Origin of the sequence: Nocardioides oleivorans (assembly GCF_004137255.1) — a bacterium.
Lineage (GTDB): Bacteria > Actinomycetota > Actinomycetes > Propionibacteriales > Nocardioidaceae > Nocardioides > Nocardioides oleivorans.
In genome coordinates this window covers 1-15525 of record NZ_SDWT01000001.1, presented here as the reverse complement: position 1 = coordinate 15525, position 15525 = coordinate 1, and the positions used below count along the sequence as shown (strand labels likewise).

18 protein-coding genes are annotated in these 15525 nt (G+C 72.4%); 13 read left to right on the top strand and 5 right to left on the bottom strand.

Annotated features, from left to right (window positions below):
* The first annotated feature begins 15 nt into the window (after positions 1-15).
* Positions 16-666 (top strand): NAD(P)-dependent oxidoreductase, encoded by a 651-nt coding sequence (locus EUA93_RS00090; protein ID WP_129397801.1) that lies wholly within the window; start codon positions 16-18, stop codon positions 664-666.
* Positions 667-672: 6 nt separating this feature from the next.
* Here the strand turns inward: EUA93_RS00090 and EUA93_RS00085 are convergent, their stop codons facing one another.
* A complete protein-coding gene (locus EUA93_RS00085) occupies positions 673-1659 on the bottom strand; it encodes an LLM class F420-dependent oxidoreductase (RefSeq protein ID WP_129397800.1) in 987 nt (328 codons plus the stop codon).
* Between the two features lie 84 nt (positions 1660-1743).
* On the opposite strand from EUA93_RS00085, the gene EUA93_RS00080 reads away from it, so the two are divergent.
* Both EUA93_RS00080 and EUA93_RS00075 read left to right on the top strand, forming a co-directional pair.
* Positions 1744-1989 carry a hypothetical protein gene (locus EUA93_RS00080; RefSeq protein WP_129397799.1) on the top strand — a complete coding sequence of 82 codons (246 nt, stop codon included), beginning with the start codon at positions 1744-1746 and terminating at the stop codon, positions 1987-1989.
* A 20-nt stretch (positions 1990-2009) separates the two neighbouring features.
* Positions 2010-2687, top strand: a complete 678-nt coding sequence (locus tag EUA93_RS00075) for an SDR family oxidoreductase (RefSeq protein ID WP_129397798.1) — start codon at positions 2010-2012, stop codon at positions 2685-2687.
* A 33-nt stretch (positions 2688-2720) separates the two neighbouring features.
* On the opposite strand, the gene EUA93_RS00070 is transcribed toward EUA93_RS00075, so the two are convergent.
* The 3 genes from EUA93_RS00070 to paaZ are packed head-to-tail and all read right to left on the bottom strand — an operon-like array spanning position 2721 to position 5328.
* The gene (locus EUA93_RS00070; RefSeq protein ID WP_207208566.1) at positions 2721-2960 is read right to left on the bottom strand and encodes a PLDc N-terminal domain-containing protein; all 240 of its coding nucleotides are present in this window, start codon (positions 2958-2960) and stop codon (positions 2721-2723) included.
* Between the two features lie 24 nt (positions 2961-2984).
* A complete protein-coding gene (locus EUA93_RS21420) occupies positions 2985-3284 on the bottom strand; it encodes a hypothetical protein (protein ID WP_165354998.1) in 300 nt (99 codons plus the stop codon).
* 16 nt (positions 3285-3300) lie between these two features.
* Entirely contained in the window at positions 3301-5328 is a 2028-nt protein-coding gene (paaZ, locus tag EUA93_RS00060; RefSeq protein WP_129397797.1) for a phenylacetic acid degradation bifunctional protein PaaZ, read from the bottom strand.
* Between the two features lie 99 nt (positions 5329-5427).
* On the opposite strand from paaZ, the gene paaA reads away from it, so the two are divergent.
* The 6 genes from paaA to paaI are packed head-to-tail and all read left to right on the top strand — an operon-like array spanning position 5428 to position 9713.
* Positions 5428-6372 carry a 1,2-phenylacetyl-CoA epoxidase subunit PaaA gene (gene paaA / locus EUA93_RS00055; RefSeq protein ID WP_129397796.1) on the top strand — a complete coding sequence of 315 codons (945 nt, stop codon included), beginning with the start codon at positions 5428-5430 and terminating at the stop codon, positions 6370-6372.
* Entirely contained in the window at positions 6369-6749 is a 381-nt protein-coding gene (gene paaB, locus EUA93_RS00050) for a 1,2-phenylacetyl-CoA epoxidase subunit PaaB (RefSeq protein ID WP_129397795.1), read from the top strand. Before paaA ends, paaB begins: the two co-directional genes overlap by 4 nt.
* Entirely contained in the window at positions 6749-7687 is a 939-nt protein-coding gene (paaC, locus tag EUA93_RS00045; RefSeq protein ID WP_129397794.1) for a 1,2-phenylacetyl-CoA epoxidase subunit PaaC, read from the top strand. The genes paaB and paaC overlap by 1 nt, the downstream gene beginning before the upstream one ends.
* Before the next feature lie 5 nt (positions 7688-7692).
* On the top strand, positions 7693-8196 hold the full coding sequence (paaD, locus tag EUA93_RS00040) for a 1,2-phenylacetyl-CoA epoxidase subunit PaaD (protein ID WP_129397793.1): 504 nt from the start codon (positions 7693-7695) through the stop codon (positions 8194-8196).
* A 1-nt stretch (position 8197) separates the two neighbouring features.
* On the top strand, positions 8198-9253 hold the full coding sequence (gene paaE / locus EUA93_RS00035) for a 1,2-phenylacetyl-CoA epoxidase subunit PaaE (RefSeq protein ID WP_129397792.1): 1056 nt from the start codon (positions 8198-8200) through the stop codon (positions 9251-9253).
* The gene (paaI, locus tag EUA93_RS00030; protein WP_129397791.1) at positions 9246-9713 is read left to right on the top strand and encodes a hydroxyphenylacetyl-CoA thioesterase PaaI; all 468 of its coding nucleotides are present in this window, start codon (positions 9246-9248) and stop codon (positions 9711-9713) included. Before paaE ends, paaI begins: the two co-directional genes overlap by 8 nt.
* On the opposite strand, the gene EUA93_RS00025 is transcribed toward paaI, so the two are convergent.
* Positions 9710-10339: a TetR-type transcription factor C-terminal domain-containing protein gene (locus tag EUA93_RS00025; RefSeq protein WP_129397790.1), complete on the bottom strand. Its 630-nt coding sequence runs from the start codon at positions 10337-10339 to the stop codon at positions 9710-9712. The two genes, paaI and EUA93_RS00025, sit on opposite strands and share 4 nt — an antisense overlap.
* 45 nt (positions 10340-10384) lie before the next feature.
* On the opposite strand from EUA93_RS00025, the gene paaK reads away from it, so the two are divergent.
* The 4 genes from paaK (at position 10385) to EUA93_RS00005 (ending at position 15009) form a co-directional block, all read left to right on the top strand.
* Positions 10385-11692, top strand: coding sequence for a phenylacetate--CoA ligase PaaK (gene paaK / locus EUA93_RS00020; protein WP_129397789.1), 1308 nt, complete (start codon positions 10385-10387; stop codon positions 11690-11692).
* 208 nt (positions 11693-11900) lie between these two features.
* Positions 11901-14015: a DEAD/DEAH box helicase gene (locus tag EUA93_RS00015; RefSeq protein ID WP_129397788.1), complete on the top strand. Its 2115-nt coding sequence runs from the start codon at positions 11901-11903 to the stop codon at positions 14013-14015.
* 55 nt (positions 14016-14070) lie between these two features.
* Positions 14071-14541, top strand: a complete 471-nt coding sequence (locus tag EUA93_RS00010) for a DUF5709 domain-containing protein (protein ID WP_129397787.1) — start codon at positions 14071-14073, stop codon at positions 14539-14541.
* Positions 14542-14547: 6 nt separating this feature from the next.
* Positions 14548-15009, top strand: a complete 462-nt coding sequence (locus EUA93_RS00005; protein ID WP_129397786.1) for a methyltransferase family protein — start codon at positions 14548-14550, stop codon at positions 15007-15009.
* The last annotated feature ends 516 nt before the right edge of the window (positions 15010-15525 follow it).

Genomic DNA, 15525 nt, shown 5'->3' with positions numbered 1-15525 from the left:
GAAGGAAGACATCAGATGGCACGCATCACTGTTCTCGGCGGCAGCGGCTACGCAGGCGCGGCGATCGTCGCGGAGGCGATCACCCGCGGGCACGAGGTCACCTCGGTGAGCCGCAACGCCCCGACGGCGCCCGTGGACGGGGCCACTTACGTGGAGGGCTCCGTCCTCGACGCCGCCGTGCTCGACCGGGCCCTCGACGGCGCCGACGTCGTGGTGAGCGCCCTCTCGCCGCGCGGCGACATGGCCGGCGAGGTCGAGGGCGTCCTCGCCGACCTCGTCGACCGCCTCGCAGGTCAGCCGACCCGGCTGGGCTTCGTCGGCGGCGCGTCGTCGCTGCTGGTGGAGGAGGGCGGACCGCGGCTGTGGGACGTGACCGCGGAGCACATGCCCGACGAGGTGAAGCCCGAGGTGCAGACCGGTCTCGACGCCCTCGCCGCGCTGCAGGACAGCCCCGAGTCGCTCGACTGGTTCTACGTCAGCCCGCCGCAGGACTTCGGCTCGTGGCTCGGCACGGCGTCGAAGGGCACCTACACCCGCGGTGGCGACGTCCTGCTCAAGGACGCCGACGGTGCCTCGACGATCTCGGCCGACGACCTCGCCCTCGCGATCCTCGACGAGGTCGAGTCGCCCGCCGCGCGCCGCGGTCGCTTCACCGCGATCGCCTGACGGACCTCAGGGGGCGGCCGCCCGCAGCTTCTCCAGCAGCGGGCCGGCCGCCTCGGCGAGGAACCGGTCCTGGCCCTCGTCGCCGATCTGGACGAGGGCGACATCGGTGAAGCCGGCCTCCCAGTAGTCGGAGACGGCCTCGACGACCTGGTCGAGGTCCGGACCGCAGGGGATCGCGTCCGCGACGTCCTCGGGGCGGACGAACTGGGTGGCGCCCGCGAAGCCTGCCGGGGTGGGGAGGTCGGCGTTGACCGACCAGCCGCCGCCGAACCAGCGGAACTGCTCGTGCGCCCGGGCCACGGCGGCGTCCTCGTCGGGGTCCCAGCAGATCGGGATCTGTCCGACGGCGCGAGCGCCGGAGCCGATGGTGGGGGCGCCGTCGACGGCGTTCCACTGCTCGACGATCTCGGTCTTGGGCTCGACGGCGACGAGGTGGTCGGCCAGCGGTGCGAAGCGCTCGATCCCGCGCTTGCCGGCGACGGCGACACCGATGTCGACGCCCTCGTCCGGGAGGTCCCAGATGCGGGCGGAGTCGACCTGGAAGAACTCACCGCGGTGGTCGACCAGCTCGCCGGTGTGCAGGGCGCGGATGACCTCGATCGCCTCGGCGAGCATGTCCTGGCGCTCGGCGATCGCGGGCCAGCCGCCACCGACGACGTGCTCGTTGAGGTTCTCGCCGCTGCCGAGGCCCAGGGTGAAGCGGCCCTCCGCGAGCAGCTGCAGCGTCGCGGCCTTCTGCGCCACGACGGCCGGGTGGTAGCGCAGCGTCGGGCAGGTCACGTAGGTCATCAGGTCGACGCGCTCGGTCGCCTGGGCCACGGCGCCGAGCACCGTCCAGGCGTACGGCGCGTGGCCCTGCTCGGTGAGCCAGGGCGAGTAGTGGTCGCTCATCACCTCGAAGTCGAAGCCGGTCCTCTCGGCGGCGACGGCGTAGTCCACGAGCTGCCGCGGGCCGCTCTGCTCGGTCATCAGGGTGTATCCGAAGCGGGTCATGCCTCGAACGTAGCCAGCACGCGATCCGGGGGAACCGCCCGATCAGGTGGGCTGTGCGGAGCCCCCGCGTGCTTGTGTGGAGGCATGGCCACACAGGAGCACGACCCCACCGAGCACGAGCACGCCGACCACGACCACGACGACACGGCTGAGCCGGAGGGCCAGGTCTCCGAGATGGCCGTCGCCGGCGAGGAGCCGCAGGAGATCAGCGCCGGCGACTCCGTCGCCGGTCAGCCCGAGCAGGAGTCCGGCGACGTGGAGGAGGGCGCCCAGGGCCCCAACGCGATCCCCGACGACCCCACCGGCAAGCATCCCCACACGACCACGTGAGCATGCGGTAGGAACGACGCATGAACGAGCAGGTCCACGAGGACAGCAAGCCGGTGATCGTCGTCGTCGGCGCCGGTCCGGGCGTGAGCGGGTCGGTGGCCCGCCGCTTCGCGAGCGAGGGGTACGACGTCGCCCTCCTCGGCGCCGACCAGGCCGTCCTGGACGACCTGGTGCCCGGGCTGGAGGCCCTCGGTGCGGCGGTCGGCCACACGGTCGCCGACGTGACCGACGAGCGGGCCGCCCGCGACGCCGTACGACGCTTCGGCGAGCACACCGGGCGGATCGACGTCCTGCACTTCAACCCGAGCGCCTACCGCGAGAAGGACCCGCTCACGCTGACCGTGGACGAGCTGCTCACCGACGTGGCGCTCGGAGTCGGCGCGCTGCTGACGGTCGTCCAGGCGGCTCGTCCGTACCTGGTCGCAGGTTCGCGGATCTCGGTCACCGGGAGCATGGCCGCCGACGAGCCGTGGCAGGGCGCCGCCTCGCTGGGCGTGCAGAAGGCGGGCGTGCGCAACCTCGTCCACTCGCTCGACAAGTCGCTGCAGGACGACGGCATCCGCGCGGTGTCGGTGACCGTGTGCGGCGCCCTCGCGCGCGACGGTGCGTTCACACCCGACCGCGTCGCCGAGGCGATCTGGTCGGCCGTCACGACCGGCGAGGGCGACTGGCTCAGCGAGGTGCCGTACCGCGGCTGACCCGGGCCGGCTCGCGGCTGGCCCGCGGCCGGCTCAGCGCTTGCGACCCCACACCAGGTAGGCGATCGGGCCAACGGGCTGCACGGACATGGCCGGGCCCCACAGGACCTTGGGGCCGCGGACCAGCTCCGACGGCCGTGCCTTGAGGTCGCGCAGGCACCAGGTGGTGAGGGCGATCTCCGCGACGCCGGTGACCACGACGACGGTCCTCTGGGTGTTGGACATGTCCGACCACGACTTCTTCGCCACGTTGTTCACCACGTTCTTCGCCATGGCCGCACGCTAGCGGGCCGACCCTCAGGCCCCGCGGACGCCGTTGAGCAGGAACCAGAAGACGACCACCCCGACCAGGGCCGCGAGCAGTCCCCACCAGACCCCGGTCAGCGCCCGCCGGCCGGTTCCCGCGCCCTCCCGCGCGAGGCCGGGCAGCCCGACCGTGACCGCGGCGCCGAGGAGCGCCATCGCGCCGAGCTGGACCACGATGATCCAGTTCTCCGCGCCCTCGCCGTCGATGGCGTACGCCGACATCGGGAGGCTGAGCATCCCCAGCACGACGAGCACCACGATCCCGACGACGCGCTGCGCTGCCCTGCTCATGGGGCGACGCTAGTGCTCAGGCCTGCTGGTTGTCGTGCTTGGCCACCAGCGTCAGCACGTCGTAGGTCGCGACCGGCTCGTCGTCGCCGTTGACCACGAGTGCGTCCCAGCGCACCTCGCCGTAGTCGGCGGAGGACCGCGGGGTGATCTGCTTGACGGTGAGGGTCACGCGGATCGAGTCGCCGGCCTTGACGGGGGTGAGGAAGCGGAGGTGGTCGACGCCGAAGTTGGCGAGCACCGGACCGGGGGCGGGATCGACGAAGAGGCCGGCGGCCATCGAGACGATGAGGTAGCCGTGGGCGACGATGCCGCCGAAGAGCGGGTTGGCCGCGGCGGCCTCGGGGTCGGTGTGGGCGTAGAACGTGTCCCCGGTGAAGTCCGCGAAGTGGTCGATGTCCTCGAGTGAGATCACCCGCGGCTCGGAGGCGATCGTGTCGCCGATGCGCAGTGTCGCCAGGGAGTGGCGGAACGGGTGCTCGGGCGTGGCGGTGCGCTGCGACCCGCGGGTCCAGCGACCGGTGATCGCGGTGAGCATGTCGGGGGAGGCCTGGATCGCCGAGCGCTGCATGTGGTGGAGCACGCCACGCACCCCGCCGAGCTCCTCGCCGCCGCCGGCGCGACCGGGACCCCCGTGCACCAGCATCGGCAGGGGCGACCCGTGGCCGGTGGACTCGGGGGCGTCGTCGCGGTCGAGCACCAGGATCCGGCCGTGCCACGGCGCCAGGCCGAGCACGAGCCGGCGCGCGACGGCCGGGTCGTGGGTGACGACGGAGCCGACGAGGGACCCCTTGCCGCGGGCGGCCAGGGTGACGGCCTCGTCGAGGGTGTCGTACGACATCACCGTCGAGACGGGGCCGAAGGGCTCCACGTCGTGCGGCTCGACGGCGCCGGTGCGGGCGCGCAGCAGCACGGGAGACATGAAGGCACCACGCCCGGAGCCGTCGACGTCGTGCTCCTCGACCACGACGTCGCAGGACGAGCGCAGTGCCTCGACGGCCTTGCGGACCTCGTCGCGCTGGCCGAGCGAGGCGAGCGGACCCATCCGGGTCGACTCGTCGCCGGGGTGGCCGACCACGGTCGAGGCCAGTCGGGCCGCGATCGCCTCGGTGACCTCGTCGGCGAGCGCCGCCGGCACGATCACGCGGCGGATGGCGGTGCACTTCTGGCCGGCCTTGGCGGTCATCTCGGTGACGACGCCCTTGACGAACAGGTCCCACTCCGGGTCGCCGGCCGCCACGTCGGGGCCGAGCACGGAGCAGTTGAGCGAGTCGGCCTCGACCTGGAGCTGCACGCCGCCGTGGAGCACGGAGGGGTGCTGGCGCAGGATCCCGGCGGTGTGCGCGGAGCCGGTGAAGGCGACCGAGTCCTGGACGGTGAGGTGGTCGAGCAGGTCGCCCGCCGATCCGGACAGCAGCTGCAGCGAACCCTCGGGCAGGATCCCCGACTCCACGATCCGCCGCACGACGAGCTCGGTGAGGTACGCCGTCTGGCTGGCCGGCTTGACGATCGAGGGGAGCCCGGCGATGAAGGCCGGCGCGAGCTTCTCGAGCATCCCCCAGACGGGGAAGTTGAAGGCGTTGACCTGGACGGCGACGCCCGGTCGCGACGTGTAGACGTGCTGGCCGAGGAAGACGCCCGTCCGGCCGAGCTGCTCGAGGTCGCCGTCGCACACGACGGTGTCGTTGGGCAGCTCGCGGCGGCCCTTGGAGGAGTAGGAGAAGACGGTGCCGAAGCCGCCGTCGATGTCGATCGCCGAGTCGCGCCTCGTCGCACCCGTGGCCAGGGACAGCTCGTAGAGCTCGTCCTTGAGGCCGGTGAGGTGCGTGGCGAGGTCCTTGAGGAGCAGGGCGCGCTCGTGGAAGGTCAGCTCGCGGATCGCGGGGCCGCCGACGGTGCGGGCGTGGTGGACCATCTCGCCGAGGTCGAGTCCGGCGCTGGAGATGCGGGCGACCTCCTCGCCCGTCGCGGCGTCGAGCAGCGGGTGGCCCTCCGCCGAGGCGGCGTACCAGCGTCCGGCGGCGTAGCTCTCCAGCAGTCGGCTCACGGTGCTCTCCCTCGGGTCCAGGCGGCTGGTTGCGTGCCACGGTGACTGGTGACACACTAATACCAGACCGATCGGTCAGTAAATGCGCTGGAGGCATCGATGACGCTCACGGAGACCGCACCCGACGAGCTGGAGAGCCACTTCGAGGCGACGATCGCCCGCCACGACCGCATCGAGCCACGCGACTGGATGCCCGAGGGCTACCGCAGGACGCTCGTGCGCCAGATCGCGCAGCACGCGCACAGCGAGATCATCGGCATGCAGCCGGAGGGCAGCTGGATCACCCGGGCGCCGAGCCTGCGCCGCAAGGCGATCCTGCTGGCCAAGGTGCAGGACGAGGCCGGGCACGGGCTCTACCTCTACTCCGCGGCCGAGACGCTCGGCGTCTCCCGGCTCGAGCTCACCGAGCTGCTGCTCGCCGGGAAGCAGAAGTACTCCTCCATCTTCAACTACCCGACGCTGTCCTACGCCGACGTCGGCACGATCGGCTGGCTGGTCGACGGCGCCGCGATCTGCAACCAGGTCCCGCTGTGCCGGACGTCCTACGGGCCCTACGGCCGCGCGATGATCCGGGTCTGCAAGGAGGAGTCCTTCCACCAGCGCCAGGGCTACGAGCTGCTGACCACGATGGTGCGCGGCACCGACGAGCAGCGCGCGATGGTGCAGGAGTCGGTCGACCGGTTCTGGTGGCCGGCGCTGATGATGTTCGGCCCGCCCGACGCCGACTCGCCCAACACGGCGCAGTCGATGGCGTGGGGGATCAAGCGCAACACCAACGACGAGCTGCGCCAGAAGTTCGTCGACATGTCCGTGCCCCAGGCCGAGGCGCTCGGCGTCACGCTGCCCGACCCCGAGCTCGTCTGGAACGCCGAGCGCGGCCACCACGACTTCGGCCAGCCGGACTGGGAGGAGTTCATGCAGGGCGTGAAGGGCAACGGACCCTGCAACGCCCAGAGGATGGCGCACCGCCGTCGCGCCCACGAGGACGGCGCCTGGGTCCGCGAGGCCGCCACCGCCTACGCCGCGAGGCAGGCGAGCGCATGAGCGACCAGCCGACCGGCCAGGAGTTCACCGCCGAGGGCGGGCACGGGGCCGTGCCCCTCGAGGGAGTGGCCAGCGGGATCGGGGTCTCGCCGCCCGAGAAGGAGTGGCCCCTCTACGAGGTCTTCGTGCGCGGCAAGCGCGGGCTCAACCACGTGCACGTCGGCTCGCTCCACGCCGCCGACGACCGGATGGCGCTGCTGCACGCGCGCGACGTCTACACCCGCCGCAACGAGGGCGTGAGCATCTGGGTCGTCCGCGCCGACGCCGTCACCGCGTCGAGCCCGGACGAGAAGGACCCGATGTTCGCGCCGAGCGGCGACAAGGTCTACCGCCACCCGACCTTCTACGACATCCCCGACAACGTCCCCCACATGTGATGAACGAGCACATCCACACCCCGCCCGAGGACGAGCACGAGTCCGCCTACTCCGGCCTCCTCGTCAACGACGCCCACTGGGCCTTCGGCACCGACTTCGAGGACCCGCTCGCCGGCGTCGACACGACCATCCCGGAGGGCGTCGACGCGGCGACCCTGGCGGCGTACGCGCTCATGCTCGGCGACGACGCCCTCGTCATGTCGCACCGCGTGTCGGAGTGGACGAGCAACGCTCCCGACCTCGAGGACGACATCGCGTTGTCCAACATCGCGCTCGACCTGCTCGGCCAGGCCCGGCTGCTGCTCGCCCGCGCGGCCAAGGCCGACGCGTCGGTCGTGCCGGTGCTGCCGGAGGGCTCGCCGGCCCCGCCCGAGGACGCGCTGGCGTACTTCCGCGAGGCCCACGACTTCCGCAACGTCCGCCTCGCCGAGCTCGACAACGGCGACTTCGCCGAGGCGACCGTGCGGGTGCTGCTGTTCTCCGTGTGGCGGCTGGCGACCTGGGAGCGGCTGCGCGCCAGCAGCGACCACGTGCTCGCCGCCGTCGCCGTCAAGGGCGTCAAGGAGCTGGCCTACCACCGCGACTACGCCGCGCGCTGGTTCGTCACCCTCGCCCAGGGGACCCAGGAGTCTCGGGCGCGCCTCCTGGTGGCGTACGACGCCCTCTGGCCGCTGTGGCCCGAGCTTTTCGACACCCACGAGGTGGAGGCCGCCGCGGCGGAGCAGGGCTTCGGGGTCGACCCGGGAGGGGTCCGCGAGGCCGCGGAGGCCGTGCTCGACCAGGTCCTGGCCGCCGCCGACGTCCCGCGCTCGGAGGCCGCGCGCCGGGTGGGCGTGCTCGGCCGCACGGGCCGCGACGGCATGCACGGCGAGCCGCTCAGCCGGATGCTCGCCGAGATGCAGTCGGTCGCCCGGGCCCACCCGAGGGGGCAGTGGTGAGACTGATGAGCCGCACCCTCGAGAAGGCCCGGTCCGTGGCCCGGAGGGTCACCGACCCCGAGCTGCCGATGCTCACCCTCGCCGACCTCGGGGTGCTGCGCGACGTCGACGTCGTGGGCGAGGGCCATGTGGTCGTCGACATCACCCCGACCTACTCCGGCTGCCCGGCGATGGCCGCGATGCGCGACGACCTCGTGCGCGAGCTGCAGGGCGCCGGCTTCGGCCGGGTCGACGTACGGGTCAGCCTGCACCCGGCCTGGACGACCGACTGGATCACGCCGGAGGGACGGGCCGCCCTGGCCGCCGCCGGCATCTCGCCGCCCGGTCCGGCCCCGTCGACCGACGGCCCGATCCCGCTGACGCTGCTGCCCACCGCACGCCAGGTGCGGTGCCCGCAGTGCGACTCGCCCGCGACCGAGCTGGTCTCGGAGTTCGGCTCGACGGCGTGCAAGGCGCAGTACCGCTGCAGCTCCTGCCTCGAGCCCTTCGACCACCTCAAGGAGATCTGACGTGGCCACGACCTTCCACCCCCTGAAGGTCCGCGGCGTCGAGGTGCTCACCGACGACTCGGCCGCCGTGACCTTCGACGTCCCCGACGACCTGCGCGAGGTCTTCGACTTCGAGCCGGGGGAGTCGCTCACCCTGCGCCGCGTCGTCGACGGCGTCGAGCACCGCCGGACGTACTCCATCTGCGCACCTGCCGGCGCCGCCCCGCGCATCGGGGTCCGCGAGATCCCGGGCGGCCTGTTCTCCTCGTGGCTGATCCGCGACGTCGCGCCGGGGGAGACCGTCGAGGTCGCCGAGCCCTCGGGCAGCTTCCGCGCCGACCCCGCGATGGCCGGACGCCACCTGTGCATCGCGGCCGGCTCGGGGATCACGCCGATGCTCTCGATCGCCGCGTCCGTGCTGGCCAACCCCCACAGCACCGTCACCCTGCTCTACGGCAACCGCGAGACGACGTCGGTGATGTTCGCCGAGGAGCTCGGCGACCTCAAGAACCTCCACGGCCCGCGCTTCGACCTCGTCCACGTGCTCTCCCGCGAGCCGCGCGAGGTCGAGCTGTTCTCCGGCCGCCTCGACGCCGACCGGCTCCGCCGGCTGCTGCCGATCAAGGTGCCGCTCGCGGCGCTCGACCACGTCTGGCTGTGCGGCCCGCTCGGCCTGATCGAGGACTCCCGCGCCGTGCTCGAGGAGCTCGGGGTGGCGCCGGAGAAGATCCACTTCGAGCTGTTCTTCGTCGACGAGCCGCCGCCCGCCCTGCGCCACGCCGACCGGGTCGTCGAGGGCGTCACCAGCGACGTCACGGTCGTCCTCGACGGGCGCACGACGACCACGCCGGTGCCGCGCGACACGACGCTGCTCGACTCCGCCCAGGCCGTGCGCTCCGACCTCCCGTTCGCCTGCAAGGGCGGGGTCTGCGGCACCTGCCGGGCGAAGGTCACCGACGGCGAGGTGGAGATGGTGCGCAACTACGCCCTCGAGCCCGCCGAGGTCGAGCAGCAGTTCGTGCTGACCTGCCAGACGTTCCCCGTCAGCGACGCGGTCACGGTCGACTTCGATGCCTGACGCCGTCCCCGACCTGCCTGACGCCCTCGCCGACCTCGCGGGCCCCGCCGACTTCCCTGAGGCCCGCGCGATGTGGGCCGCCGACGCCGCCAGTGCGGCGCTCGGGATGCACGTCGACCACCTCGGCGCCGGCACCGCGCGGGTCTCGATGCTCGTCCGCCCCGACATGGTCAACGGCCACGAGCTCTGCCACGGCGGCCTGATCGCCAGCCTCGCCGACTCGGCGTTCGCCCTCGCATGCAACTCCCACGGACCGGTCACCGTCGCCGCCGGCTTCACCGTCGACTTCCTGCGCCCGGGCCGGCTGGGCCAGCGGCTCCACGCCGACGCGCGCGAGGTGTCGTCGCGGGGCCGGTCGGGGGTCTACGACGTCACCGTCCGCGCCGACCACCCGGTCGACGGGGAGGTCGTGGCCGAGTTCCGCGGCCGGAGCCGGACGCTCGCGGACCGCCGGGCCTAGTCGTGCCTGGTCAGGCCGTCGAAGGCGAGCGTGGTGACCGCGTCGGCGAGCCCTGCGGTCTCGCCGTCAGGGCGCAGCCACTCGGTGAGCGAGTTGACCATGCCGAAGATCAGCCGGCTGATCACGAGCGGGTCGATGTCGTCGCGGATCGCGCCGGCGTCCGCGGCCTCGCGCACCATCTCCGCGAGACGCTGGTCGATGTCGCGGCGCCGGGCGAGCGCGGCCTGCTCGGCGGGGGTGTTGCCGCGCACCCGCAGCAGCAGGGTGACGGCCGGCAGGTGCCCGGCGAGGACCACGACGCTGGCGTGCACCGCGGCGCGCAGCCGCTCCTCGGGGCCGTACGACGCATCGGCGCGGACCGCGTCGAGCGCCGAGCTGAGCTCACCGAGCGCCTCGTCGAGCGCCCGCTCGAGCAGGTGCTCCTTGCTGGGGACGTGGTGGTAGATCGCGGACTTGGTCAGGCCCAGCTCGCGAGCCAGGTCGCCGACGCTGGTGGCGTCGTAGCCCTGCTTGTTGAACAGCCCGATCGCGACCCGGAGCACCGACGCCTGGTCGTGGCCGGGACGGCCACGCCGGGGTGCACTCCCGGGGCGCGCCCCCGTCTCGTCCGACACGCCTTCCGACATGGACCCACCTTCCCACGCCCCGACGCCTGACCTGGAGGACGACACATGCACGACCTCACGCCGCGACCCGGTGACCTCGACCCGATCGAGACCGCGCCCGTCGAGGAGCTGCGGGCCCTGCAGCTCGAGCGCCTGCGGTGGTCGGTGCGCCACGCCCACGAGCACGTCGCGCACTACCGGCAGGCCTTCGACGCCGCCGGGGTCGTGCCGGACGACATCGAGACGCTGGCCGACCTCGCCCGCCTCCCGTTCACGACGAAGGCGACGCTGCGGGACAACTACCCGTTCGGCATGTTCGCCGTCCCCCGCGAGGACGTCGTACGCCTGCACGCGTCGAGCGGAACCACCGGCAAGCCGACCGTCGTGGGCTACACCCGCGACGACCTCGACATGTGGGCCGACGTGGTCGCGCGCTCGATCCGCGCCGCGGGCGGCCGCAAGGGGATGGTCCTGCACAACGCCTACGGCTACGGCCTCTTCACCGGCGGCCTCGGTGCCCATGCCGGTGCCGAGCGCCTCGGCTGCACCGTCGTACCCGTCTCCGGTGGCATGACGCAGCGCCAGGTGCAGCTGATCCTCGACTTCGAGCCCGACGTGATCATGGTGACGCCGTCCTACATGCTCTCGATCATCGACGAGCTCGAGGCGCAGGGCGTCGACCCGCGCTCCACCTCGCTCAAGGTCGGCATCTTCGGCGCCGAGCCGTGGACCAACGACATGCGCCGCGAGATGGAGGAGCGGACGGACATGCACGCGGTCGACATCTACGGCCTCTCCGAGGTGATCGGCCCCGGCGTGGCGAGCGAGTGCGTCGAGACCAAGGACGGGCTGCACGTCTGGGAGGACCACTTCTACCCGGAGGTCATCGACCCGGTGACGGGGGAGGTGCTGCCCGACGGCGAGGAGGGCGAGCTGGTCCTCACCACGCTCACCAAGCAGGCGATGCCCGTGATCCGCTACCGCACCCGCGACCTCACCCGGCTGCTGCCGGGCACCGCCCGCACCATGCGGCGGATGGAGAAGATCACCGGCCGCACCGACGACATGATCATCCTGCGCGGGGTGAACCTCTTCCCGACGCAGATCGAGGAGCTCGTGCTCGCCATCCCGGCGCTCTCGCCGCACTTCCAGTGCCACCTCGACCGCAGCGGCAACCTCGACAGCCTGACCGTCAGGGTCGAGCGCCGCGAGCACGCGAGCGACGAGGAGGCGTACGCCGCGCAGGCCGACCTCGCCGCGCGGATCAAGGCCTCGATCGGGGTGAGCGTGGCCGTGGAGGTCGTCGACGTGGCATCCATCGAGCGGTCGGTCGGCAAGATGCGCCGCATCGTCGACCACCGCCCGGCGCGCTGATCCGCGGGTAATTGCCGCAGCCGCCGCCGACGGGGCTACAGTGGGCACAGCGTCCCGACGCCGTGCCGCAGCTGATCCCCCCGATCCGCCGGCCACGACCCGGACGCCCGCTCCACACCTGACGCCGTGGCGTGCGGGACCGAGCCCGACGGGCTCGCCTGCTCCACTCGCCCGCTCCACGACGCGTAGCCCAGTCCTGGAGGACACCTTGGCCCAGCGCCAGCGTTCACGCGGCAACCGTCGCACCCCTGCCCACGCCCGCCACAAGGACAACGAGGGCATCGTCCCCGTCCTGGCGCGCGCGGTGCGCGAGCTCGAGTCCGCCGTGCAGCGTGGACCGCTCGCCCCCGGCCAGCGGGTGCGCTTCCAGGTCGTCGCGCTGCTGGCGCGCGAGCACCGCCAGGACGTGAAGGCGTCCGTCGAGCTGACCGACGCGCAGAAGGCCGACGAGCTCAAGCGCCTCGACGGCATCGGCACGATCCTCGCCAAGACCGCGACCCGCGACCCCTCCCTCTTCGGCCTGCTGTCCGAGGAGTCGATGATCACCGACAGTGCCCGCGACCTCCGCCTGGAGATGCTCCGCAAGGCCGGCGTCGAGGCCGTCCCCGAGGAGCCCAAGCCGGCCGACGAGTCCGGCCCCGGCGTCGGCGAGCGTCGGGTGATCCCGCAGTCCGTGGCCCAGCACCAGCTGGCGAACCCGTTCCTCGTGCCCGACTTCGGGATCGGTCGCGAGCGCCGCAGCACCCACGGCCGGCTCACCACCTGGGAGCTCCTCGGCCCGCTCTTCCGCTCCTTCGAGCTCGGCGGCTCGTCGTCGTGCATGGCGCTGCCCGAGCCCACCACCCTCGACGCGCCCGGCAAGCTCGAGCTGATGCCGCACCAGGCCGCGTTGATCGCCTCGGCCGCGGAGGGGCACCGCACCTTCCTGCTCGCCGACGAGCCGGGCCTCGGCAAGACCGCGCAGGCGCTGCTCGCCGCGCAGGCCGCCAACGCCTTCCCGCTCCTGGTCGTGTGCCCCAACGTCGTCAAGACCAACTGGGCCCGCGAGACCGAGCGCTGGACCCCGCGCCGCCGCGCCACCGTCATCCACGGTGACGGCGACCAGGTCGACGCGTTCGCCGACGTCATCATCGTCAACTACGAGATCCTCGACCGCCACGCCGGCTGGCTCGGCGAGTTCGGCTTCCGCGGGATGGTCGTCGACGAGGCGCACTTCATCAAGAACAAGACCTCGCAGCGCTCGCGCCACGTGCTCGAGCTCTCGGAGCGGCTGCGCGCGCGCACCGCCCGGCCGCTGCTGATGGCGCTGACCGGCACCCCGCTGATCAACGACATCGAGGACTTCCGCGCGATCTGGCAGTTCCTCGGCTGGATCGACGACCACAAGCCGATGGCCCGGCTGATGGAGGCCCTCGAGGAGACCGACCTGACCCCGGCCGACCCGCCGTTCTACCCGGCCGCACGCAAGGCCGTGATCGACATGGGCATCGTGCGTCGCCGCAAGGTCGACGTCGCCGAGGACATCCCCGCCCGCCGCATCGCCGACATCCCCGTCGAGCTCGACGACGAGGACACCCGCTCGATCCGCGCGGCGGAGGAGGACCTCGCCCGGCGGCTCGTCCAGCGCTACCGCGCCGCCCTCGAGACCCGTCGTACCGGCTCCGTCGTCGACGGCATCGACCACGAGCTCGTACGCCGCGTCGCGACGTGGGAGCGCGAGGAGATGGACCAGGGCACCGGCGGGGAGAACGTCTTCTCGATGTTCCGCCGCATCGGCCGCGCCAAGGCCGGCCTGTCTGCCGACTACGCCGCGCAGCTCGCCCGCAACGTCGGCAAGGTCGTCTTCTTCGCCCGCCACGTCGACGTCATGGACATCGCCGAGGACACCTTCACCCGCCGCGGCCTGAAGCACACCTCGATCCGCGGCGACCAGACGCCGAAGGCGCGCGAGAAGGCCATCGAGGCGTTCGTCAACGACCCCGACGTCGCGGTCATCGTGTGCTCGCTGGCCGCCGCCGGCGTCGGCGTGAACCTCCAGGTCGCCTCCAACGTGGTCCTCTCCGAGCTCTCGTGGACCGACGCCGAGCAGACCCAGGCGATCGACCGGGTGCACCGCATCGGCCAGAGCGACCCGGTCACCGCGTGGCGGATCATCGCCGCGCAGACGATCGACACCCGGATCGCGGAGCTCATCGACTCCAAGGCCGGTCTTGCCGCCCGCGCGCTCGACGGCTCCGACGAGGAGGTCGGCTCCTCGGCCAACATCCAGACCGAGGCCCTGGTCGCGCTCCTCACCGACGCCCTGGAGCGCGAGCTCGGCTGAGGCCCCACCCCGGCGGCCCTTGTCCCGCCCCTCGCGGTCCGGTAGTCCTGAGGGCATGACTGAGGACCGCGAGACCTACCTGGACATGTCCGTCGACGACGAGGACCAGCTCCAGCCCGAGGACACCCTCGACGACGGTGACCTCACCGACGTGCTGGACCGCGGGTACTCCCCGCCGGACCGCGCGCCCAAGGGCTACGACGACTACCCGACGGAGGCCGAGCGCCTGCAGGGCGAGTCCCTCGACGAGAAGCTCGCCGAGGAGGAGCCCGACATCGACCCCTACGCCGAGGACGACGAGGACGTCGACCGCGAGGACGAGAACGCCCTCGACGAGCAGCTCGGCCTCGACGAGGTCGACGAGCGGACCGGTCGGCTCGTGGCGCCCGACGAAGGGCTCGGCGAGGACCTCGACAAGCAGGAGGTGGCCTACGACGTGGGCATCGACGGCGCCGGCGCATCCGCCGAGGAGGCCGCGATGCACGTCACCCGCGAGCCGGAGCCGCCGGAGACCGACGAGATCTGAGGACTCCTGAGCGGCGACGTCGTCCGCTTCCGGCTCTGGCTGCCGGTCGCGATCGGGACGCCCCTCCTGGCCGGGCTGCTGGCCACTGCCCGCTGGGGTGACCCGTTCGCGCTCGGAGGGTGGCGGGTCACCCTCGGCTGGGCGCTGCTGGCCTTCTTCGCGGTGTGGAACGGATGGTCGCTCTGGCTCTTCGCCCGCCACGACACCGGCCTGCTGCCGGGCGGCGCGACGCTGTCGCTGATCGAGGAGGGTCCCTACCGGCTCTCCCGCAACCCGCTGTACGTCGGTCTCCTCGCGCTTCACCTGTCCCTCGCGCTGCTGGCGGGCAGCACCTGGGCCGTCCTCCTGCTCCCGGTCTCCTGGCTGCTCGTCCGGTGGGGCTCCGTCCGCCCCGAGGAGCGCTTCCTCCACGCCCGCTTCGGGGAGCAGTACGCCGCCTACACCCGCCGCGTGCGCCGCTGGCTCTGACCGCCGCGCCGGCGGCGTTAGTTGAGGAGGTCGAAGCCCGGCCCCGCCCTGCGTTGGTTGAGGAGGTCGCGAAGCGACCGTCACGAAACCAGCCCGCCCCGCATCGCTAGTTGAGGAGGTCGATGATCGGGCCCGCCCCTCGTTGGTTGAGGAGGTCGCGCAGCGACCCGCCCCTCGTTGGTTGAGGAGGTCGCGCAGCGACCGTCTCGAAACCCAAGCCCCGGCCGCCGTTGGTTGAGGAGGTCGCGCAGCGACCGTCTCGAAACCCGGTGTCGGTGGCCGCGGCTAGGGTTGGAGACAGTTTCGAGCCAGCGTGCTCGGGTCCTCCAGTTGAGCCGATCTCCGGCCGTACACACCTCAGACACAGACCCCGTTCCTTGTCGTCGACCGCGCCCCGAAGGGCGTGGAGAGGTCCGTGTCCTGTGAGTGCCGCCCCCTATGAGCGTTCCGAGAGCCAGGCCGCGTCATGGCGCGCGCCCGGCGTCGACGCCCACTCGTCGCCGCTGGTCACGGTGC